At 72.1% G+C, this 21,506-nt stretch carries 14 protein-coding genes; 4 read left to right on the forward strand and 10 right to left on the reverse strand.

The window, feature by feature from the left end; translation table 11 throughout:
* Nucleotides 1–49 precede the first annotated feature (49 nt).
* From ABEB03_RS20175 to ABEB03_RS20195, 5 genes are all read right to left on the reverse strand, one after another.
* On the reverse strand, nucleotides 50–274 hold the full coding sequence (locus ABEB03_RS20175; RefSeq protein WP_345650762.1) for a hypothetical protein: 225 nt from the start codon (nucleotides 272–274) through the stop codon (nucleotides 50–52).
* Nucleotides 275–383: 109 nt separating this feature from the next.
* Nucleotides 384–707, reverse strand: a complete 324-nt coding sequence (locus ABEB03_RS20180; RefSeq protein ID WP_095936511.1) for a hypothetical protein — start codon at nucleotides 705–707, stop codon at nucleotides 384–386.
* Nucleotides 704–1,072: a WhiB family transcriptional regulator gene (locus ABEB03_RS20185; RefSeq protein ID WP_028802016.1), complete on the reverse strand. Its 369-nt coding sequence runs from the start codon at nucleotides 1,070–1,072 to the stop codon at nucleotides 704–706. The genes ABEB03_RS20180 and ABEB03_RS20185 overlap by 4 nt, the downstream gene beginning before the upstream one ends.
* A gap of 174 nt (nucleotides 1,073–1,246) precedes the next feature.
* A complete protein-coding gene (locus ABEB03_RS20190) occupies nucleotides 1,247–1,570 on the reverse strand; it encodes a hypothetical protein (protein ID WP_345650767.1) in 324 nt (107 codons plus the stop codon).
* A gap of 163 nt (nucleotides 1,571–1,733) precedes the next feature.
* On the reverse strand, nucleotides 1,734–4,016 hold the full coding sequence (locus ABEB03_RS20195) for an ATP-dependent DNA helicase UvrD2 (protein ID WP_345650770.1): 2,283 nt from the start codon (nucleotides 4,014–4,016) through the stop codon (nucleotides 1,734–1,736).
* A gap of 131 nt (nucleotides 4,017–4,147) precedes the next feature.
* Between ABEB03_RS20195 and ABEB03_RS20200 the strand changes: the two genes are divergently transcribed.
* A complete protein-coding gene (locus tag ABEB03_RS20200) occupies nucleotides 4,148–4,390 on the forward strand; it encodes a mycoredoxin (protein ID WP_095936509.1) in 243 nt (80 codons plus the stop codon).
* A 6-nt stretch (nucleotides 4,391–4,396) separates the two neighbouring features.
* Here ABEB03_RS20200 and nudC read toward each other — a convergent pair whose 3' ends face one another.
* The 5 genes from nudC to ABEB03_RS20225 form a co-directional block, all read right to left on the reverse strand.
* Nucleotides 4,397–5,341, reverse strand: a complete 945-nt coding sequence (gene nudC / locus ABEB03_RS20205) for an NAD(+) diphosphatase (protein WP_345650779.1) — start codon at nucleotides 5,339–5,341, stop codon at nucleotides 4,397–4,399.
* Nucleotides 5,342–5,436: 95 nt separating this feature from the next.
* Nucleotides 5,437–6,849 (reverse strand): dipeptidase, encoded by a 1,413-nt coding sequence (locus ABEB03_RS20210; RefSeq protein ID WP_345650782.1) that lies wholly within the window; start codon nucleotides 6,847–6,849, stop codon nucleotides 5,437–5,439.
* Between the two features lie 10 nt (nucleotides 6,850–6,859).
* Nucleotides 6,860–10,564 (reverse strand): ATP-dependent DNA helicase, encoded by a 3,705-nt coding sequence (locus ABEB03_RS20215; RefSeq protein ID WP_345650785.1) that lies wholly within the window; start codon nucleotides 10,562–10,564, stop codon nucleotides 6,860–6,862.
* Nucleotides 10,565–10,746: 182 nt separating this feature from the next.
* Nucleotides 10,747–14,313: an ATP-dependent helicase gene (locus ABEB03_RS20220; protein ID WP_345650789.1), complete on the reverse strand. Its 3,567-nt coding sequence runs from the start codon at nucleotides 14,311–14,313 to the stop codon at nucleotides 10,747–10,749.
* A gap of 311 nt (nucleotides 14,314–14,624) precedes the next feature.
* Complete coding sequence (locus ABEB03_RS20225) at nucleotides 14,625–14,990, reverse strand: MGMT family protein (RefSeq protein WP_257004945.1); 366 nt, start codon at nucleotides 14,988–14,990, stop codon at nucleotides 14,625–14,627.
* 186 nt (nucleotides 14,991–15,176) lie between these two features.
* On the opposite strand from ABEB03_RS20225, the gene ABEB03_RS20230 reads away from it, so the two are divergent.
* The 3 genes from ABEB03_RS20230 to ABEB03_RS20240 all read left to right on the forward strand — a co-directional run bounded on the left by ABEB03_RS20230 (nucleotide 15,177) and on the right by ABEB03_RS20240 (nucleotide 21,408).
* Nucleotides 15,177–17,969 carry a lysylphosphatidylglycerol synthase domain-containing protein gene (locus tag ABEB03_RS20230; RefSeq protein ID WP_345650794.1) on the forward strand — a complete coding sequence of 931 codons (2,793 nt, stop codon included), beginning with the start codon at nucleotides 15,177–15,179 and terminating at the stop codon, nucleotides 17,967–17,969.
* Between the two features lie 211 nt (nucleotides 17,970–18,180).
* On the forward strand, nucleotides 18,181–19,737 hold the full coding sequence (locus tag ABEB03_RS20235) for an alpha/beta hydrolase (RefSeq protein WP_345650797.1): 1,557 nt from the start codon (nucleotides 18,181–18,183) through the stop codon (nucleotides 19,735–19,737).
* Nucleotides 19,738–19,851: 114 nt separating this feature from the next.
* On the forward strand, nucleotides 19,852–21,408 hold the full coding sequence (locus tag ABEB03_RS20240) for an alpha/beta hydrolase (protein WP_345650800.1): 1,557 nt from the start codon (nucleotides 19,852–19,854) through the stop codon (nucleotides 21,406–21,408).
* Nucleotides 21,409–21,506 lie beyond the last annotated feature (98 nt).

Here is a 21,506-nt window from a genome sequence, read left to right on the forward strand (position 1 = left end):
ACCTGTGCCGAACGGTGAGGCGTCGGCGAGCGAGACGTGAGTCCGGCCGCTACCACCAGGCCGAGTCGAGCCGGCCCTCGATGGCCCTGAGGTTGCTGCGGGCGCAGCTGTCGCAGAAGTAGTGGCGGGCGCCGTTCTCCACGGAACAGGTCCATGTCGGCTGGGGACCGTCGGCCGGAGTCCCGCAGTGTGCGCACACGATGCGCTCGTCCGCACCGCCGTCGGACCGCGGTGCGGAGTCGGTGCCGTCACTGTCCCCGGGAAGACTCGTCACTCGGCGACGATATCCCCGCGACCGGTGCGCGGCCCGGCACAACGCACCGCGGGGGCCGGTCCCTTCGGACCGACCCCCGCGAGGAGTTGCTGACCGCGACTGCTTGGGCTTACTGCATGACCGCCATGGCCAGCGCGCGCCGGGCTCGCATCGAAGCGCGCTCGGCCCGACGCTGCATCCGGCGGGCAGTGGCCAGGCGCACGGCCCGGCGTTCCTGCTCGGCCTCGTGCAGTCGCTCGTGCATATGCGCACGAGCCAAGGCTTCTGGGATGAGTTGCATCTCTCGGGTCCTGTTCTGACGCGAGTCGTTCGCGCCGGTGGTGGTGAAGTCTGGGATGGCGGAGCCGGCGGGCTCGCTGGTGGACGGCTTCATCGGGGCCTGCTTCTTGGGGTCGTGCGTCAGGGGGCGATCAATGGTTCCGCGGATGTTCATGCCGCAACCGGGTTCTTGCGCGGGCGGCCACGCGGCCGCTTGCGGGCCACGACGACACCCTGGACGAAGAGCTCGCCACCCCAGACGCCCCAGGGCTCACGCCGCTCCTTGGCGCCGGCGAGGCAGGCCTCCATCAGCGGGCAGGTGCGGCAGAGGGACTTGGCGTACTCGACGTCGGCCGGCGACTCGGCGAAGAAGACCTCCGGGTCGTAGGAGCGGCACGGGACGGGTACGCCGAGGTTCTCGATGGCGTCGTCGAGCGCGGTGAGCGCGGTGAGCGGGATCAAGGTGGAGTCCTCCGTGAGGCCGGGCGGGGGGATCGTTTCGGAAGGCGGTACGGACGGGGCGTGCGCTTCGAGTTGCACGGTTCGTCTTCCTCGTCTGGTCGTGCCGGCCTGTTGGCCGGTTGGCGGCTGGTACCGGGTTCTTTTCTTGTCCCGAGGCCCCTTCGCTCTGCCGTCCCTGGTCGGGGACAAACAGAAGGGCCGCGGATCCCGGGTGGGGTTCCGCGGCCCTGAAGGCGCCGGCCTGATCGGGGATCAGGCTGGATCACTCCAGGGTTCAGGCCCACGGAAGGCCCACATCGTGTGGTGCTGCGTCGTCTGCTTCAGGGCTCCGGCACCGGCCGCCGCAAAGGCATAGGCCTGCGCCTCTGCCACTACTGCCGCTTCCAGTGCCTGGGTCGGTCGCTCATTGCGCTCACGGACGGGAAGGCCCGCGAGAGACAGGGAGGACGCCGGCCGGGCGGCACGAATGCCGGACAGACCGGTGCCCAGGTTCGAGACGCCGAGCATGCACGTGGAGACGACCGAGCGATCGGTCATTTTGACGGTGCTGATGGAGCTGGTGTTGATGCTGATCACTGGAATCGCCTCCTCTCGGCGTCTTGGGGGACCAGGGTGAGCCGGTCCGACGGTTATTAAGTACAGCACGGAGGCGGGGCCTTGGAGAAGGCCGCCGTTTCCGTGCTTAGAACCTATGGGGATTGCTGGGGCATGCGCAAACTATTTTTTCGACGAGTTTGCATCAGTCACCCTCGTCTTCCCTCTCGGGCTCCTGACCTGCGCAGATGGCCAGAACATCGGCTCCGAAGCGGTTGAGCTTGCGTACTCCGACGCCGGGGATCCTGGCCAGCTCTCCCTCGTCCTCGGGCACGGTCTCGGCGATCGCCATGAGCGTCTTGTCGGTGAAGACGCAGAACGCGGGCTGTCCGCTGCGCTCCGCCTGCACGGCACGCCACTCGCGCAACCGCTCGTAGAGGCCCTCGTCCATGTCGGAGGGGCAGTCCTCGCAGCGCATCAGCTTCATCTCACCGGCGTCGGTGAGGGTGCGGCCGCAGACCCGGCAGCGAGCCGGGGTCCGGCCGGTGCGCCGCACGGCCGGGCCGCCGCTGCTCCCGGCACCCCGCTCGATGCCTCCCGCACCGCCGAACCCGGAGCGGCCCGCGGTTCTGACGGAGCCGGGGCGCAGGCCGTCCAGAAATCGGCTGGGGCGCCGGCTGGGGCGTCCGCCGGGCGAGCGGGACAACGCCCAGGAGACGAAGAGGTGCTCTCTGGCGCGGGTGACACCCACATAGAGGAGGCGGCGTTCCTCCTCGATCTGCTCGTCGGTCTTTGCGTAGGTGATCGGCATCATGCCCTCGGCCACGCCGACCAGAAAGACTACGTCCCACTCCAGTCCCTTGGCGGAGTGGAGGGAGGCGAGGGTGACACCCTGCACGGTCGGAGCGTGCTGCGCGCTCGCCCGCTCGTCGAGCTCGGCGACGAGGTCGCCGAGCGTGGCGGCGGGCTTGGCCGCGGCGAAGTCCTGCGCGAGGTTCACCAGAGCGGCGAGCGACTCCCAGCGCTCCCTGACCGCGCCCGAACCGGCGGGCGGCCGGCTGGTCCAGCCCTCGCCCGACAACACGGCACGGACCTGCGAGGGCAGGTCGACGGTGTCGTCGAGCAGTGAGTCGTTGCCGCCGAACCGGGCCGCGGCGCGCAGCGCGGCACCCGCTTTGCGCACCTCGGGACGGTCGAAGAACCGCTCGGCACCACGCAGCTGATAGGGCACACCGGCGTCGGCGAGGGCCTGCTCGTAGATCTCCGACTGGGAGTTCGTACGGAAGAGGATCGCGATCTCGCCCGCGGGGACGCCGGAGGCGACGAGGTCGCGGATGCGGCGCGCGGCCCCTTCGGCCTCGGCGGGCTCGTCCGTGTACTCCGCGTACACGGGCTCGGGGCCGGGGGCGCGCTGCGAGATCAGTTCGAGCCGGTGTTCGGCGGCCCGGCCGCGGGCCTGGGCGAGCAGGCCGTTGGCCAGATGGACGACCTGGGGCGAGGAGCGGTAGTCGCGGACGAGCTTGACGACGGTGGCCGAGGGGTGGCGGGTGCGGAAGTCGAGAAGATGGTCGGGAGTTGCACCGGTGAACGAATAGATCGTCTGGCTGGCGTCGCCGACCACACAGAGGCTGTCCCGCTCGCCGAGCCACAGTTCGAGCAGGCGCTGCTGGAGCGGGCTGACGTCCTGGTACTCGTCGACCACGAAGTGCTGGTACTGGGAGCGGACCTGCTCGGCGATGTCGTGCCGGTCCTGAAGGATGGCGACCGTCAGCAGCAGGACGTCCTCGAAGTCGATGACCGCGCGGTCCCGCTTGAGGTCCTCGTACGCCGCGTAGAGCTGGGCGATCTCGGCCGGGTCGCGGGGTGCCTCACGTCCGGCCTTGGCGGCGGCGGCCGCGTAGTCGGCGGGGATGGTCTGGGTGACCTTGGACCATTCGATCTCGCCGGTGACGTCCCGCAGCTCACCTCGGTCGAGGCGGATGCGACAGGCGGCCGCCGCGTCCGCGACGAGCTGGATCTTGCGGTCGACGAGCCGGGGCAGGCCGCCACCGACCGCCTTGGGCCAGAAGTACTGGAGCTGGCGCAGGGCGGCGGAGTGGAAGGTGCGGGCCTGGACTCCCCCGGCGCCGAGCTGGCGCAGCCGGCCGCGCATCTCGCCGGCGGCGCGGTTGGTGAAGGTGACGGCCAGCACGCTGGAAGGGTGGAGTATCCCCGCCCGGACTCCGTAGGCGATGCGGTGGGTGATCGCCCGCGTCTTGCCGGTGCCCGCCCCCGCCAGCACACACACCGGACCGTGCAGCGCGGTGGCGACCTCGCGCTGCTCCGGGTCGAGCCCGTCGAGCACCGCGTCGGCCGTGTCCGGAACCTGCGGGAAGAGGGTGGAGTGCGTTGCTGCTGTCACCCCGCCATGCTGCCAGGTCGCCGGAGGCGGACGAGCCGGTTGTCCACAGGGAGGCGCCCGCAGTCGTACCAATGCGACAGGCGTCACGCTCCTGATCTGAACGGAGGGCCGGATCAGGAGCGACGTATCGCATACCCCCGGTGGGAATGCGGGGCAGGTCACTTGCGTTCCACTGGCAGCTACGACGCACCCCCGAGCCGTGAAGGAGCGCAAAAGACATGCAGGGCACTGTGACGATGTACAGCACCACGTGGTGCGGTTACTGCCGTCGGCTGAAGAGCCAGATGGACCGCGAGGGCATCGCGTACACGGAGATCAACATCGAGCAGGACCCGCAGTCCGCGGCGTTCGTGGAGAAGGCGAACGGCGGAAACCAGACGGTTCCCACCGTTCTCTTCCCGGACGGTTCGACGCTCACGAACCCTTCGCTGGCGCAGGTCAAGCAGAAGATCGGCGTCTGAGCCGGATCAAGCGACCGCCCGCGTGGGCAGGGGCTTGCCGTACCAGAGCTCGATGAGGCGGGCCGCGATCGAGATTCCGTAGGGAGGCAGCACCTCCCCGGACTCGAAAGCGGCCCGCAGCTCTTCCCGGGAGAACCAGCGGGCTTCGTGGATCTCCTCGCCGTCGACGTCGATCTCCGACGAGGTGGCACGGGCCATGAAGCCGAGCATGAGGCTGGAGGGGAAGGGCCAGGGCTGGCTGGCGACGTACTCGACCTCGCCGACCGTGACGCCCGCCTCCTCGAAGACCTCGCGGCGCACGGAATGCTCGATGGACTCACCGGGCTCCACGAAGCCGGCGAGCGTGGAGAAGCGCCCTTCGGGCCAGTGCACCTGGCGGCCGAGCAGGATGCGGTCGGCGTCGTCCGTCACCGCCATGATCACTGCCGGGTCGGTGCGGGGGTAGTGCTCGGCCCCGCAGGCGGGGCAGCGGCGGATGTGACCGGCGGCGGCGATGACCGTGCGTTCGCCGCAGCGCGAGCAGAAGCGGTGCAGTCGCTGCCAGTTCTCCAGGGCGACCGCGTGCACCATGAGGCCCGAGTCGCGCGGCGAGAGCAGAAGTCCGGCCTCGCGCAGTCCCGCCGGTCGCGCGGACTGGTCGATGCGGCCCGGCAGGGTGTCCTTCTGGAGTGCGAAGTAGCTCACACCGTCGTCGTCCGTGCCGAGGAAGTAGCGGTGCGCCTCGGTGAGCGGGGCTTCGAAGGCAGGCGTCATCACCAGTTCGGTGGTGCCGTCCGCGGTCTCGTCGATGAGTACCTGACCGCCCGAGACCACGAAGACACGGGTCGTGGGGTGGCTCCAGGCCGCCGCCAGCCAGGCCTCGTCGAGCCGGTGGTGGGCGGCGCGGTCGATGCCGCTCGGGGCGGTGAGCGAGATGGGACGGTCGGCGGTGCGGTCGGTCCAGGTGGTCACGGGTGCTTCCAACTCCCCCGGTGTAACGGTTGTTTCGGCGGGCGGTTCAGCAGGACGGGTGTGCGGGACGCCCTCCAGGGCGCGGATCGGCTCCTTCAGTGTGCCTCGCGCCAGTTCTCGGCCAGATCGCCCCACAGGTGGGCTGCCGTCTCGACGCCCTTCATGAGGAGATCGAGTTCGACCTTCTCGTTCGGGGCGTGCCAGCCGTCGGACGGGACGGAGATCCCGAGGAAGAGCACGGGGGCCCCGAGGACTTCCTGGAGGTCGGCCGCGGGCCCGGAGCCTCCCTCCCTGGTGAAGCGGATCGGCTGCTCGAAGGCGCGGCCCATGGCGCGTGCGACGGACTGGAGCGCCGGGTGGTCCAGGGGCGTGAGGCACGGGCGCGTGGCCGCGCCGAAGGTGATCTCGTACCGGATGCCGGCGGGCAGCTGCTCGGCGGCCCAGGCGCGTACCGCCTTCTCGATGTGGTCCGGGTCCTGCCCGGCGACCAGCCGGAAGGAGAGTTTGACCATGGCCGAGGACGGGATGATCGTCTTGCTGCCGGGGCCCTGGTAACCGCCGCCGATGCCGTTGACCTCGGCGGTCGGACGGGCCCAGATGCGCTCCAGGGTGGTGTGGCCGGCCTCGCCGTGGGTGGCCGTCGACCTGGCCGTGCGCAGCCAGGTCTCCTCGTCGAAGGGCAGCTCCGCGAAGAGCTCGCGCTCGCGGTCGGTGAGTGCGGTGATGCCGTCGTAGAAGCCGGGCACGGCCACGCGCGCGTGCTCGTCGTGCAGGGCGGCGACGAGCCGGGCGGCGGCGGTCGCAGGGTTGGGCACGGCGCCGCCGAAGGAGCCGGAGTGGATGTCCTGGTCGGGGCCGTGCAGCTCGATCTCGCACTCGGCGAGACCGCGCATTCCGGTGCACACCGTGGGGGTGTCCTCGGACCACATGCCGGTGTCGGAGACGATCACCGCGTCGGCGGCGAGCCGGTCCGCGTGCGCCTCGACGAGGTCGCGGAAGTGCGGGGAGCCGGACTCCTCCTCGCCCTCGATCAGGAGCTTGAGGTGGACGGCCGGGGTGGTGCGCCCGGTGGCGGCGAGGTGGGCGCGGACACCGAGTGTGTGGAAGAACACTTGGCCCTTGTCGTCGGCGGCCCCGCGCGCGTGGAGGCGGTTTCCGCGGATCACCGGCTCGAAGGGGTCGCTGTCCCAGCCGTCCTCGCGGGCGGCGGGCTGCACGTCGTGGTGCCCGTAGACGAGGACGGTGGGTGCCTCGGGGTCGTCGGAGGGCCACTCGGCGAAGACGGCCGGGGCGCCGGCGGTCGGCCAGACCTCCGCGGTGGTGAAACCGGTCTCCCGGAGCTTGGCGGCAAGCCAGTCGGCGCTGCGTGCCACGTCCGCGGCATGGTCGGGCTGGGCCGACACGGAGGGGATGCGCAGCCATTCCGCGAGGTCGTCGAGGAAGGCGGCTCGGTGGGTCTGGATGTACGCACGGACGGTGCTGACGGCGTTGTCAACGGGCTTGCTCATGCTCACGAGCCTATCCGCCCTCGGAGGCGTGTCCGCCCGGCGGTTCCCCAGGCGTCCCGTCCCGGACGCCCTGCTCGTCCCCCGGCGTCCCGTCCCGGGAGCCCGCCGGGTCCTCGACGATCAGCCGCTCCAGCGCGGCACGGTCCGGCAGCTCGGGCCGGACGACCTCGCCGCTGCGGACGTACAGGAAGGCGGCCGTGACGGATTCCGGGGGCACGCCCTGCTGTTCGGCCCAGGCGAGGCGGTAGAGCGCGAGCTGGAGCGGGTCGGCCGTGCGGGCGCGGCTGGTCTTCCAGTCGACGATCTCGTACGTCGCCGTTCGGCCGTCGCCCTCCTTGTAGACGGCGTCGATGCGGCCGCGCACGACGCGTCCGGCGATGGCGAGCTGGAAGGGCGCCTCGACGCGGTACGGGGTGCGCTGGGCGTACGGAGTGCGTTCGAAGGCTTCCTTGAGGGCCTCCAGGTCACGTTCGTCGGCGATCTCGGCGTCGGTGCCGGGCAGCTCCTCGGGCTCCAGCATCGGCAGTCGCAACTCCTCGAAGCGCGACTCCACCCAGGCGTGGAAGCGGGTGCCCCGGCGGGCCGCGGGCTGCGGGGGGCGCGGCATGGGGCGTGCCAGCTCCTGCGCGAAGCCGTCCGGGTCGGCGGCCAGCCGCAGCAGCTGCGACGCGGTGAGCGAAGCCGGCAGGGGGACGTCGGTGACCGTCGCGCGGGCACGCAGCAGTTCTCCGGCCAGCGCGTCCAGGTCGCGGTCCCAGGAGGCGAGGGTGCGGACTTCCTCGGGGGTGAGCTGCCCGCGGCCCTCGGGATGCGGACGGCTTCCCGGGCCGGCCGCCTGACGGGGAACCGTCGGCCGTCCGGCCGGGCGGTCCGTCGTCCACGATTCCCAGTCGGTCTGATCGCCCTCGGGGAGCGGACGGGCGCTGGAGTGCCGGTCACCGCCGTCGAGCCGGCCTCCGTCGGTGTGCTGATCGCCGTCGGAGAACTGATCGCCGTCGGGCACCGGGGCGTGGTCCAGGAACGGGTCGTCGTCGGAGAAGGGGTCGTCGTCGGCGAAGTCGCCCTCTTCGTAAGGCGGCTCGTCGGGCGGCCCGTAGAGGGACTCGTCGTCGTCCGGCGGGGGCGGCCAGTCGGGGTCGTCGTAGGACGCCGGGTCGTGCGCGGCCCGCGGCCCGGCCTGCCAGGTCCCGGGAGCGGCCTCCTCGTGCGACGCGACCCGCTCCAGGTGGGCGAGTACGGTCTCGGCGGCCGCGCGACGGCGGGCGAGTGCCGCGTCGTCGAGCGGGAGCGGCCACGCGTGGTCGGCGGCCGCCTCACGGAGGGCGGGATTCTCCTCGTCCTCGGCAGGCTCGTCGGCCCAGGCCTCGATCTCGCCGTGTCCGGCCGCGCAGTGCTCGTACAGGGCGTGCAGGAAGTCCGAGGGGCCGCGCGGCCGCTTCTGGGAGGGGCCCCACCAGTGGCCGGAACCGAGCAGGAGCGAGCGGGGGCGGGTGAAGGTGACGTAGCCGAGGCGGAGCTCCTCGGTGTGCTGGTGGTCCTTCATGGCCTCGTGGAAGCCCTTGAGGCCCTTGGCGTCCCAGGCCTCGACGTCGGGCAGTGTGTCGGCGTCGCCGCGCAGCTCGTGCGGCAGGACCTTGCCCTGGGCGGTCCACTTCTCCCGGCCCTGGCTGCTGGGGAAGGTGCCGGTGACGAGGCCGGGGACCGCGACGACGTCCCACTCCAGGCCCTTGGACTTGTGCGCGGTCAGCACCTTGACGGTGTTCTCGCCGCCCGGCAGGGCGTTGTCGAGGCCCTTCTCGTACTGCGCCGCGGTGCGCAGGAAGCCGAGGAAGGCCAGCAGGGTCGCCTCGCCGTCGCCGGCGGCGAAGGACGCGGCGATGTCCAGGAAGTTCGACAGGGTCTCGCGGCGGCGGGCGGCGAGGGCGTGCGGGGAGGCCGAGAGCTCGACCTCCAGGCCGGTGACGGCGAGTACCCGGTGCAGGACGTCCATCAGCGGGTCGGCGAGCGAGCGGCGCAGGTCGCGCAGTTCCGCCGCGAGCCGCGCGAACCGTACGCGGGCGTCCGGCGAGAACGGCAGCCCGTCGTCGTCCCCCTCGGCCTCGATGGGCAGCTCCAGGAACGTGTCGAGGGCGTCCGCGAGCGATATCACCTCGGACGGGTCGACGCCTTCGACGGCCGCGGCGAGCCGGCGCTCCGGATCGTCGTCGGCTCCCACGCGCGCGTGGGACACCAGCAGCCGGGCGCGCCGGCCCAGGAGAGCGAGGTCGCGGGGCCCGATGCGCCAGCGCGGACCGGTGAGCAGCCGTACCAGGGAGGCGTTGGCTCCGGGGTCTTGGAGCACCTCGCAGACGGCGACGAGGTCGGCGACCTCGGGCAGGTGCAGCAGGCCGGAGAGACCCACGACCTCGACGGGGATGTCGCGGGCGACGAGGGCGCCCTGGATCTCGGCGAAGTCCCCGGCCGTACGGCACAGGACCGCGATCTCGCCGGGTGCCTTGCCGGTGCGTACGAGATGGGCCAGGGAGTCGGCGAGCCAGTCGATCTCCTCGGCGTGGGTGCGCAGCAGTGCGCAGCGGACCAGGCCGTCGCGCTCGGCTCCGGGGGCGGGGCGCAGCGCCTCCACGCCCGCGTGCATGGCGCGCAGGGGCTCGGCCAGGCCGTTGGCGAGGTCGAGGAGGCGGCCGCCGCTGCGGCGGTTCTCGCTGAGCGCCTGACGGGTGGCGGGGCGGCCGTCGCGGTGGGCGAAGTGGTCGGGGAAGTCGTCGAGGTTGGCGACGGAGGCGCCGCGCCAGCCGTAGATCGCCTGGCAGGGGTCGCCGACCGCGGTGACGGGGTGTCCGGTGCCGCCGCCGAACAGTCCGGCGAGCAGGACGCGCTGGGCCACCGACGTGTCCTGGTACTCGTCCAGCAGGACGACGCGGAACTCGTCACGCAGGATCTCCCCCACCTCGGGGCGGGTGCGGGCGAGGGTGGCCGAGAGGGCGATCTGGTCGCCGAAGTCGAGGAGGTCGCGCTCGCGTTTGGCCGCGCGGTAGCGCCCGACCAGCTCGGCGAGTTCCCGCCGGGCGGCCGCCGCCTCGGGGACCTTGCGCAGGTCGGCGTTGGTGAGTCTGGCGCCGGCGAGCGCGCGCAGCAGCCCGGCGTCGTACGCGCGCAGGTCCTCGGGGCGTACGAGGTGTTCGGCGAGCTCGGAGTCGAGGGTGAGCAGGTCGCCGACCAGATCGGCGAACGAGCGGGTCAGTGCCGGGAACGGCCCCGGTGCCTCGCGCAGCACGCGCGCGGCGAGCTGGTAGCGCGTCGCGTCGGCCAGCAGCCGGGAGGTCGGTTCGAGTCCGATGCGCAGGCCGTGGTCGGTCAGCAGGCGGCCGGCGAAGGCGTGGTACGTGGAGATGACGGGCTCGCCCGGCGGGTTGTCCGGGTCGATGACGTCGGGGTCGGTGACGCCCGCCTTGACCAGTGCCTTGCGGACGCGCTCGGCGAGTTCGCCGGCCGCCTTGTTGGTGAAGGTCAGGCCGAGGACCTGCTCGGGGGCGACCTGGCCGGTGCCGACCAGCCACACCACGCGCGCGGCCATCACCGTGGTCTTGCCCGAGCCGGCTCCGGCCACGATCACCTGCGGGGCCGGCGGTGCCGTGATGCAGGCCGTCTGCTCCGGGGTGAACGGGATCCCGAGGAGCTCCTTGAGCTGCTCGGGATCGGTGATACGGGCGGACACGTCAGAGAGGCTAGCGGCGCCCACTGACAGCGGGGGCCACATCGGCCGTCGGGGTGGAAGAACCGCAGGTCAGCACGTGTGGTGCCGTACGTCACTCGCTGACGCGGTACGGGGGTGGCCCACTCGCTGACGCGGCCCTGGGGCGGCGGCTCGCTCGCTGACGCGGTCCCCGGGGCGGCGGCTCACTCGACGACGTGCTGCCCCTCCGGCCGGGCGCTGCAGGATGCCCGGAAGGCGCAGTGTGTGCAGTGCTGTCCGGCGGTCGGCGAGAACCGTTCGTCGAGGACCTTCCCGGCGGCGGTGGCCAGCAGGTCGCCGACCCACTCGCCCTCCAGCGGCTCCTGGGCCTGCACCTTGGGGAGCGTCTCCCCGCCGTTCTTCTTGGCGGCGCCCTGGCGCAGCTGGACCAGCTCGGCACCACCCGGCTCGGGACGCACGCCGTCGAAGACGTCGTCGACGGCGCCCTCCTGGACGGCGAGCTGGTAGACGGCGAGCTGCGGGTGGTGGGCCACCTCGGCGGCGGTCGGCGCCTGCTTGCCGGTCTTGAAGTCGACCACGTAGGCGCGGCCCTCGGTGTCCGCCTCGACGCGGTCCATGGAACCGCGGATGCGCACTTCGTAGGAGCCCGCGTCGAGCGTGACGTCGAAGTCGTGCTCGCTGGCCACCGGCGTACGGCCGGTGCGGTCCATGACGTGCCACTCCAGGAAGCGTTCGAGCGCCACGCGCGCGTGCTCCTTCTCCTGGGCGGACTTCCAGGGCGCGTCGAAGGCGAGCGCGTTCCACACGGAGTCGAGGCGCTCCATGAGGACGGCGAGGTCGGCGGGGGTGTGCCCGGAGGCGACCTCGTCGGCGAGGACGTGCACCACGTTCCCGAAGCCCTGGGCGGCGGTGGCGGGTGCGTCGGCCTTCACCTCGCGGCCCAGGAACCACTGGAGGGCGCAGGTGTTGGCGAGCTGGTCGAGGGCGCTGCCGGACAGCACGACGGGCTGGTCGCGGTCGCGCAGCGGCACCTTGCTCTCGGTCGGCTCGTACATGCCCCACCAGCGGTAGGGGTGCGCCGACGGGACCAGCGGGCGGCCGTCCTCGTCGGCGAGTGCGGCGAGCCGGGCGAGGCGCTGCGCCGCGGCCTGCCTGAGGGTGTCCGAGACGCGCGGGTCGACGGTCGTGGCGCGCAGTTCGGCGACGAGCGCGGCGACGGACAGCGGACGGCGCGGGCGGCCGGTCACGTCCTTCGGCTCCACGCCGAGCTCGGTCAGGAACCGGGAGGGCTGGTCGCCGTCGTCGGCGGGGGCCTTCACTGCGGTGACGACGAGGCGTTCACGCGCGCGCGTGGCGGCCACGTAGAACAGTCGCCGCTCCTCGGAGAGCAGGGCGCCGGGGGTGAGGGGTTCGGCGAGCCCGTCACGGCCGATGCGGTCCGCCTCCAGCAGCGAGCCACGGCGGCGCAGGTCGGGCCAGAGACCCTCCTGGACACCGGCCACGACGACCAGGCGCCATTCCAGGCCCTTGGAGCGGTGTGCGGTCATCAGCCGTACGGCGTCGGGGCGCACGGCCCTGCGGGTGAGGGTGTCGGCGGCGATGTCCTCGGCCTCGATCTCCTCCAGGAAGTTCAGGGCGCCCCGGCCGCCGGTGCGCTCCTCGGCGCGCGCCGCGGTCGCGAAGAGCGCGCAGACGGCGTCCAGGTCACGGTCGGCGTTGCGCCCGGCCGCCCCGCCGCGGCGGGCGGCCCGCTCCAGGCGCTGCGGCCACGGGGTGCCTTCCCACAGGTCCCAGAGCGCCTCCTCGGCGGTCCCGCCGCCTGCCAGGCGCTCACGCGCCTTGCGCAGCAAGGCGCCCAGCCGCTGTGCCCCGCGGGCGTACGCGGGGTCGTGCGCGACGAGCCGCTCCGGCTCGGCGAGCGCACGGGCGAGCAGTTCGTCGGACGGCGCCGGTACGAGATTCCCGGCGGCACGCTCCTCCTCGCGCAGCGCGCGGCCCAGGCGGCGCAGATCGGCGGCGTCCATGCTCGCCAGGGGGGAGGCGAGCAGGGCGAGCGCGGTCTCGGTGTCGAGCCAGGACGACACGGCCGCCGTCACGTCGTCGGTGCCTGCGTCACCGGCCTCCACGTCACCGCTGTCCGCGTCTCCGACCTCCGCATCACCGCTGTCTGCGTCTCCGGCAGTCGCGTCACCCTCCGGGTCGCCGGCCTGCACAGCATCGGTACCCGCGTCACCGCTGTCGACGTCACCTGCGTACGCGCCATCGGCATCAGGGTGATCGCTGTCGACGTCACCGGCCTCCGCACCGTCGGCACCGGCGCCCCCATCGGCCCCGGTGGTCTCGACGCCCGAGGGCGCGCCCTCCTCCGGGCCGGCGTCCTCCGCGCGGGCCACCGCCCGCAAGGCCGCGAGCAGGGGTGCGACGGCCGGTTCGTGCCGCAGCGGCAGGTCGTCGCCGTCGATGTCGAGGGGGACCCCCGCCGCCGTGAGGGCCCGCCGGATCGTCGGGATCGTGCGGGCACCCGCGCGCACCAGGACGGCCATCTCGCCCCAGGGGACGCCGTCCTCCAGGTGGGCACGGCGCAGCAGGTCCGCGATGTTGTCGAGTTCCGTGCCGGGCGTCGGGTACGTGTGGACCTCCACGCGCCCCCCGTCCCGGACCGGCGACAGCTCGCGATGGGCGCGCGCCTTCTCCGCCGGCAGGCGGGTCAGCGGCATGCGCTGGGTGAGCAGGCGGGTGGCCGAGAGCAGGGCCGCACCGGAGCGGCGGGACGTGCGCAGCACCTCGACCGGGGCCGGACGGCCGTCGGCGCTCGGGAAGGCGTCGGGGAAGTCCAGGATGCCGTTGACGTCGGCGCCGCGGAACGCGTAGATCGACTGGTCGGGGTCACCGAAGGCGACGAGGGTGCGTCCGCCGCCCGCGAGGGCGTGCAGCAGCCGTACCTGTGCGGGGTCGGTGTCCTGGTACTCGTCCACGTAGACCGCGTCGTACCGCGCGGCGAGATGCCGGGCGACCTCGGGGCGCCGGGCGAGGAGCACCGCGCGGTAGACCAGTTCCGCGTAGTCGAGCACCCCTTGCATGTCGAGTACGTCGAGGTACTCGGCGAGGAAGGCCGCCGCCGCGCCCCAGTCGGGACGGCCGATGCGGCGGGCGAAGGCCTCCAGGGCGTCGGGGCCGAGGCCCAGTTCACGGCTGCGGGCGAGGACGGCGCGGACCTCGTCGGCGAAGCCGCGCGTGGTGAGGCAGGCTCGCAGTTCGTCGGGCCAGCGCACATGCGCGAGGCCGAGCCGCTCCAGGTCGGGCTGCCCGGCGAGCAGCTCCCGCACGGCCACGTCCTGTTCGGGACCGGACAGCAGCCTCAGCGGCTCCACGAACAGGTCGCTGTCCTGCTGCGCGCGGACGAGGGCGTAACAGAAGGAGTGGAAGGTGGTGGCCTGGGGTGCTCGGGCGGCCCCTATGCGCAGCGCCATGCGGTCGCGCAGCTCGACGGCGGCCTTTCTGCTGAACGTCAGCACGAGCACCCGCTCCGGGTCGCCGTCGCGGGCGATCCGGGCGGCCACGGACTCGACGAGCGTGGTCGTCTTGCCGGTGCCCGGACCTGCGAGGACGAGCAGCGGACCGCTCCTGTGGTCAACCACCGCGCGCTGCCCCGCGTCCAGACGAGGGGGGTCCACCCGGACCGGCGGGGTACGCACCAGCCGGTACGCGCCGCGGGCCCCCTGACGCACCGGGGGGTGCGTCAGGCGCCTGGTGGAGGAAGAGGAGCTCACGTGGTTCGCCGGTCCTGGTGGTTGTGCGGTTCGTCACTGCCGGCGCGGAGCGCCGTCGTCGGGGGACGGTGGTCGGGAGACGGACGGGAGGACCGCCGCGCATGGGGCGCGGTGGCCGCGGGGTGAGGAAGGTGCGCGCCGAAGACGCTACGCCGGTGAGCTTCGCGGAAGCAGGGCTTCCCCTTCTTCCCTCACATCACCCGCGCCACCCACGCCCCCCGCACCACGAACGTACGGCATGTCACGGATGTGCCTCGTTTCCCTCGTACGGGCCACAGGCGCCCCGTCCGCCCCTCGAATGGCGGAAGCTGTCAGGTGTGACCTTCCGCGTGCTCGCCGCCGTCCCATCTCGCTCGTCTCATGTCGACGCGCGGCACATGCCCCTCGGAGGACCGGCCCGCCTCCCTCAGCGGCGTGCCCTCCTCGCGGTAGCGCGCGAGCGCCTCCAGCTCGTGGCCGGGCAGCAGCACGCCGTCGGCGCGTATGACACGCCACCACGGAACCGCTCCTCCGTAGAGGGCCATCACGCGGCCCACCTGGCGCGGCCCGCCCTCCTCCAGCCATTCCGCGACGTCGCCGTACGTCATCACACGTCCGGGCGGGATCGACTCGGCGACATCGAGGACCCGCTCCGCGTACTCCGGCAGCGCGTCCGCCGGAAGGCTCTCCTCGCTCATCCGTCCCATCCTGCCCCACCCCACCGACAGTGCGACGCGGCGACCACTGTGCGTACCGCTCGCCCCGGCCGCCGTGCTTCGGGCAGACTGTGCGCCCCCGTATTGCACCCTGATGCCCCCGTGTGTCGGTCGGGCATGCCACCATCGTCCGGGCGGTGACCGGTGATACGAGATCAAGAAGAGACCATGAGGCAGCAGAGCGTGCACCCCGAAGACGCAGAGGGCACCTCCGAGGCCTCGTCACGCCCGGACACCGGCGGCGCCGAGGTGAACGACGCGGGCAAGAAGAACCACGGATCCGTCCCCACGGCCGCCGACGAGACCACCGCTGAAGCACGCGAGAGCGCGGACGCGCAGGCCGAGGCGGGCACGGACGACGGTCACACGGACGAGGTCGAGGGCGACGAGCCCCTGCTCCCCGCGCGCGTGCACCGTCCGTCCGACCTGATGCGGCTTCTGGTCGGGGTCCTCGCGATCGTCGTGCTCCTCGCCATCGCCGCGTTCGCGCATGGCACCACCTCGGGGCTCGAACAGGACATCAACAAGGGCACCGGCCAGGCGCCCGACCTGCTCATCAAGATCGCGGGTCTGGCGTCGAGCATCGCGATCCTCCTGGTGCCGGTCGCCTTCGCGATCGAGCGGCTGATCAAACGGGACGGGCTGCGCATCGCCGACGGCGTGCTCGCCGCGGTCCTCGCGCACGGGGTGACACTCGCCACCGACCTGTGGGTGGCGAAGGCGGCGCCGGACTCCATCCAGGAAGCCCTCACCCAGCCGTCCCCCGGTGACATCCACGCCCTCACCGACCCGGTGCACGGCTATCTCGCACCCGTCATCGCGTACATGACGGCCGTCGGCATGTCCCGCAGACCGCGCTGGCGCGCGGTGCTCTGGGTGGTGCTCCTCCTGGACGCCTTCTCCATGCTGGTCACCGGCTACACGACGCCGTTCTCGATCATCCTGACCGTGCTCATCGGCTGGACCGTCGCCTACGGGACGCTGTACGCGGTCGGCTCGCCGAACGTGCGGCCCACCGGCCGGACGCTCATGGCGGGCCTGCGCCACGTCGGCTTCCACCCGGTGAGCGCGGCCCGCGAGGAAGCGCCGGACGCCACGGAGAACGGCGACCGCGGCAGGCGCTACTTCGTCACCCTGGAGGACGGCCGGCCCCTGGACGTCACGGTCGTCGACCGTGAGCAGCAGGCGCAGGGGTTCTTCTACCGTGTGTGGCGACGCCTGACCCTGCGCGGCATCACCACCCGCCGGAGCCTGCAGTCACTGCGCCAGGCACTGGAGCAGGAGGCGCTCCTCGCGTACGCGGCCATCGCGGCCGGCGCCAACGCGCCCAAGCTGATCGCGACCTCCGAGCTGGGCCCGGACGCCGTGATGCTCGTCTACGAGCACACCGGCGGGCGCACCCTCGACGCGGTTCCCGACGAGCTCATCACCGACGACCTGCTGCGTGACACGTGGCACCAGGTGCAGGCCCTGCAGTCCCGCCGCATCGCGCACCGCAGGCTCGCGGGCGACGCGATTCTGGTGGATCGTTCCGGCACGGTGATCCTCACCGATCTGCGCGGCGGCGAGATCGCGGCCGGCGACCTGCTGCTGCGCATGGACATCGCCCAGCTGGTCACCACGCTCGGACTGCGGGTGGGCGCCGAGCGCGCGGTGGCGTCGGCGGTCGGCGTGCTCGGCCCGGACGCGGTCGCGGACTGTCTGCCGATGCTCCAACCGATCGCCCTGACGCGCTCCACGCGCGCGACGCTGCGCAAGCTCGCCCGCGAGCGTGCGCACCGGGAGCGCGAGGCCGTCCTCGAGGCCTCCCGGCAGGACAAGCTCGCCCGGGCGGAGGAGGCCCGGCAGAACGCCACGTCCGTGCAGGAGAAGCCCGGCAAGAAGGCGGTGCGGGCCGAGCAGCGCGCCGAGAAGCGGGCGATGGACGAGGCCCTGGACGAGGCACGCGAGGAGGACCTGCTCACCCAGATCCGCCACCAGGTGCTGCTGATCAGGCCGCAGGCACCGGTCGAGCCCGCCCGCCTGGAACGGGTCAGACCGCGCACGCTGATCAGTTTCATCGCCGGAGCGATCGGCGCGTACTTCCTGCTGACGCAGCTCACCCACATCGAGTTCGGGACCCTCTTCGACAACGCCGAATGGGGCTGGGTCGCCGCGGCGGTGCTGTTCTCGGCGCTCAGCTACGTCGCGGCGGCGATGAGCCTGCTGGGTTTCGTGCCCGAGCGGGTGCCGTTCGCGCGGACCGTGGCGGCGCAGGTCGCCGGCTCGTTCGTGAAGATCGTGGCGCCCGCCGCGGTCGGCGGCGTGGCGCTCAACACGCGCTTCCTCCAGCGCGCCGGGGTACGGCCCGGTCTCGCGGTGGCGAGCGTCGGCGCCTCCCAGCTGTTCGGCCTCGGCTGCCACATCCTGATGCTGCTCTCCTTCGGCTATCTGACCGGCACCGAGAAGACGCCGTCCCTGTCGCCGTCCCGCACGGTCATCGCGGGCCTGCTGACGGTGGCGGTACTGGTCCTGGTGGTGACGTCGGTCCCGTTCCTGCGCAAGTTCGTCGTCACGCGCGTGCGGTCCCTGTTCGCCGGCGTGGTGCCGCGCATGCTCGACGTGCTCCAGAGGCCGCAGAAGCTGGTCACCGGCATCGGCGGCATGCTGCTGCTGACCGCCTGCTTCGTGATGTGCCTGGACGCGTCGATCCGGGCGTTCGGCCACGAGGAGTCGACCACGCTGAGCCTCGCCAGCGTCGCCGTCGTCTTCCTCGCCGGCAACGCGCTGGGATCGGCGGCGCCGACCCCCGGAGGCGTGGGCGCCGTCGAGGCCACCCTCACGGTCGGCCTGATCGCCGTCGGGCTCCCCAAGGAGGTCGCGGCGCCCGCGGTCCTGCTGTACCGGCTGCTGACGCTGTGGCTGCCCGTGCTGCCGGGCTGGCTGTTCTTCAACCACTTGACACGCAAGGGCGCGCTCTAGCCGGAAGGCGCGGGCGCGCACCCCCGCGCGCATCCCTCACGCACCGCCGCGCGCATCCCCCGCGTACTGCCGCGCACCGCCCCGCCGCCCTTGCAGTCGCCCGCACCGTCGTCGCGCGTATCGCTAAGCGCCTGGTCCGAGCGCTGCGGCGCACTCACCCACACGGCCCGCGCCCCGCGCGGACCGCCCCGTACGACCGCACGATGGGGACATGCCGAACCCTCCCCAGTCGCGCGCCGCTGCCCTGACCCTGACCGCCGTTGTGCTGATCTCCTTGCTCGCGGGTTGCAGCGACGGGTCGAAGGACAAGGACGGGGACGGGGACCTGACAGCTCAGAAGCTGAGCTGGAAGGAGTGCCCGGCACCCTCCGAGTCCGAGGGCGGGGGCAACGCCCCGTCACCTCTGCCGGGCGGCACGGAGTGGCAGTGCGCCACGATGAGAGCGCCCCTCGACTGGGCCGACCCCAAGGGCGACACGATCGGGCTGGCGCTGATCCGGGCGAAGACGAGCGGCGACCCGAGCAAGCGGATCGGCTCGCTCATCTTCAACTTCGGCGGACCGGGAGGCTCGGGCGTCACCACGCTCCCCGCCTTCGGTGAGGACTACGCCGCCCTGCGCACCCGCTACGACCTGGTGAGCTTCGACCCGCGCGGCGTGGGCCGCAGCGCGGGCGTGACATGCGAGGACGACCAGCAGCTCGACGAGTTCTTCCAGCAGGACGCCACGCCGGACGACGCCGCGGAGCAGAAGGAGCTCCTGCAGAACACCAGGAACTTCAACGGGGCCTGTGAGAAGAACTCCGGCACGATCCTCCCCCATGTGCGCACCACGGACGCGGCCCGCGACATGGACCTGATGCGCCAGGTCCTCGGCGACGCGAAGCTGCACTACTTCGGGATCTCCTACGGCACCGAACTGGGCGGCGTCTACGCCCACCTGTTCCCGAAGAACGTGGGACGGGCGGTGTTCGACGCGGTCGTCGACCCGACGCAGAACCCCGAGCAGAGTTCGCTCGGGCAGGCCAAGGGGTTCCAGCTCGCACTCGACAACTTCGCCAAGGACTGCACCTCCAAGGTCGAGGACTGCCCGATCGGCGATACGCCGCAGGACGTGAAGGACCGCATCGCCAAGCTGCTCAAGGACCTCGAAGTGAAGCCGATCCCCGGCGTCTTCCCCCGCGAGCTGACCCAGACCGCGGCGACCAGCGGCATCGCCCAGGCGCTGTACTCCAAGGACTTCTGGGAGTACCTGACCGAGGGTCTCGAGCAGGCCTACGACGGCGACGGCAAGGTGCTCATGCTGCTGTCGGACTCCATGAACGGACGCAACGCGAACGGCCAGTACAGCAATCTCGTCCCGGCGAACATCTCCATCAACTGCGCGGACGACAAGCCGCGCTACACCCCGGACTTCGTGGTGTCGAGGCTGCCCCAGTTCCGGGCCGCCTCACCGCTGTTCGGCGACTATCTGGCCTGGGGCATGGTCAGCTGCACGGACTGGGCCGTGGCGGGCGCCGCCGACCACCCGAACGTCGCCGCCGCCGGCGCGGCGCCCATCCTGGTCGTCGGCAACACCGGCGATCCCGCCACGCCGTACGAGGGCGCCCGGAAGATGGTGGAGGCGCTGGGCAAGGGGGTCGGGGTCGAGCTGACGTACAAGGGCCAGGGGCACGGTGCCTACGACAGCAAGAACAAGTGCGTGCAGGGCGCCGTGAACGGATATCTGCTGGAGGGAACCATCCCGCCCGCTGGAACCGTCTGTTCGTAGAAAACCGCAGGTCAGCGAGTTATCCACAGGCTGCGACGGCTTCGGACGCCGCCGCCTACTATTGCCTGCATGTGATCCGCGGATCGGGCGGACCACGGGTGAGGGGGGAAGCGCATGGCACGTTTCGCACGGTGGACGGCCGCGGCCGCCGCCGCGTTGCTGGTGGCCGGTTGCAGCAGTGGGTCGTCCGGTGAAGGCACGGACGAGGGGAAGGGCGGCGACAAGTCGTCGGCCACGGCGCCTTCTTCGGGCACACCGTCGGGGCTGCCCGGCGAACTCACCTCGCAGAAGCTCGACTGGGGTCGCTGCAAGGGCACGTCCGACTCCCCCGCGCCGGGCAGCGACTGGCAGTGCGCCACGCTCAAGGTCCCGCTGGACTACGCGAAGCCGGACGGCGAGACGATCGGTCTCGCGGTGATCCGCTCGAAGGCGACGGGCGGCTCGGGCAAGCGCATCGGCTCGCTCCTGTTCAACTTCGGCGGGCCCGGCGGCTCGGGCATCTCCACCATGCCGTCGTACGGCTCGATCGTCGGCTCCCTCCACGAGCGGTACGACCTGGTGAGCTGGGACCCGCGCGGCGTGGCGGCGAGCGAAGGGGTGCGCTGCCGCAGCGACAAGGACATCCAGGCGGCCGAGTCGGTGGACGCCACACCGGACGACGCCGCCGAGGAAGCCGCGTATTTCAAGGACGCCACGGACTTCGGCAAGGGCTGCGAGAAGGCCGCGGGCAAGCTCATGTCCCATGTGTCGACCACGGACACGGCACGCGACATGGATCTGATGCGCGAGGTCCTCGGCGACCGCACGATGCATTACTTCGGCATCTCGTACGGCACCGAACTGGGCGGGGTGTACGCCCACCTGTTCCCGAAGAACGTGGGACGCCTGGTGCTGGACGCCGTCGTCGACCCGAGTGCCGACACGGTCGGCCACGCCAAGAACCAGACGCTCGGCTTCCAGCGGGCCCTGGACGACTATCTGAAGTCCACCGGCCAGGACCCGAAGCAGGGCTCGCAGAAGATCGTGGACATGCTGAAGCGCATCGACGCCCGGCCGCTGCCCGCGTCGGGCGGACGCAAGCTCACCCAGACACTGGCCCTCACCGGCATCGTCCTGCCGCTGTACAGCAAGCAGGGCTGGCCCAGCCTCACCAGCGCGCTCAAGGCGGCCGAGGACGGGGACGGTTCGGAGCTGCTGACGCTCGCCGACGGTTACAACGAACGCGACGCCTCGGGGCGCTACGGCACGACGACGCACTCGCAGCGGGTCATATCGTGCCTGGACGACAAGCAGCGGCCGACTCCCGAGGAGACGAAGAAGCTGCTGCCCGAGTTCGAGAAGATCTCGCCCGTCTTCGGCGACTTCATGGGCTGGGACACGGCGGGCTGGTGCCACGACTGGCCGGTGGCGGGCCAGTTCGACAACCCGGAGGTCAGCGCACCGGGTGCGGAGCCGGTCCTGGTCGTCGGCAACACCGGCGACCCCGCGACACCGTACGAGGGCGCCCGCAGGATGGCCGACGAGCTGGGCAAGGACGTCGGTGTGGAGCTCACCTGGAAGGGCGAGGGCCATGGCGCGTACGGCAGCGGCAGCGACTGCGTGGACTCGACCGTGAACAGGTATCTGCTGGACGGGACCGTGCCGAAGGACGGCAAGGTCTGCGCCTCCTAGGCGGCGTGGTCCGAGGGCACCGGCTCGGGTGCCCTCGGACCACGGCAAGGGGCCCGGCACACATGGTGCCGGGCCCCACCTCCGAAGAGGGCGTATGC

Source organism: Streptomyces siamensis, from assembly GCF_039543605.1.
Classification (GTDB): domain Bacteria; phylum Actinomycetota; class Actinomycetes; order Streptomycetales; family Streptomycetaceae; genus Streptomyces; species Streptomyces siamensis.

Coding starts and splice junctions, on each gene's coding strand:
- ABEB03_RS20180 (WP_095936511.1), bottom strand. CDS start 707: ATGAACATCCGCGGAACCATTGATCGCCCCCTGACGCACGACCCCAAG.
- ABEB03_RS20200 (WP_095936509.1), top strand. CDS start 4,148: ATGCAGGGCACTGTGACGATGTACAGCACCACGTGGTGCGGTTACTGC.
- ABEB03_RS20210 (WP_345650782.1), bottom strand. CDS start 6,849: ATGAGCAAGCCCGTTGACAACGCCGTCAGCACCGTCCGTGCGTACATC.
- ABEB03_RS20225 (WP_257004945.1), bottom strand. CDS start 14,990: ATGAGCGAGGAGAGCCTTCCGGCGGACGCGCTGCCGGAGTACGCGGAG.
- ABEB03_RS20230 (WP_345650794.1), top strand. CDS start 15,177: ATGAGGCAGCAGAGCGTGCACCCCGAAGACGCAGAGGGCACCTCCGAG.
- ABEB03_RS20235 (WP_345650797.1), top strand. CDS start 18,181: ATGCCGAACCCTCCCCAGTCGCGCGCCGCTGCCCTGACCCTGACCGCC.
- ABEB03_RS20240 (WP_345650800.1), top strand. CDS start 19,852: ATGGCACGTTTCGCACGGTGGACGGCCGCGGCCGCCGCCGCGTTGCTG.